Genomic DNA, 324 nt, shown 5'->3' on the forward strand with positions numbered 1-324 from the left:
GTCGACGTCACGCAGGCCCTGCTCGAACAGCAGCACCGACAGCAGGCCGAGCGCCAGCACCGCCAGCATCAGCCAGGCCAGCACTTTCACCGGTTGGCCCGCCATGCCGCGCGCGCGCCACAGCAGCTCCGGCGCCAGCAGGGTGCTGAGCAGCAGCAGCAGGCCGTACGGCAACAGGTTGATCGGCACGGTCAGCACCAGGGCCGGCAGGCAGAACAGGCCCAGCTGGGCCAGGCCGTGGGCCACCCCGTGACGCCCGCCGGCGGGAACGCCCAGCGGATCGCCGGCCATGAGGTTCAGGTTGTCCGGTGAAGCTGGCACGTC

The 324-nt window shown here is 71.6% G+C and carries 1 protein-coding gene; it reads right to left on the reverse strand.

Annotated features, from left to right (window positions below):
* The coding region (locus EN850_RS34910) for a hypothetical protein (protein WP_210238063.1) at positions 1 to 291 on the reverse strand (291 nt) is incomplete at its 3' end.
* Between the last annotated feature and the right edge of the window lie 33 nt (positions 292 to 324).

It is taken from the genome of Mesorhizobium sp. M8A.F.Ca.ET.207.01.1.1, assembly GCF_004794715.1.
In the GTDB taxonomy this organism is placed as follows: Bacteria; Pseudomonadota; Alphaproteobacteria; order Rhizobiales; family Rhizobiaceae; genus Mesorhizobium.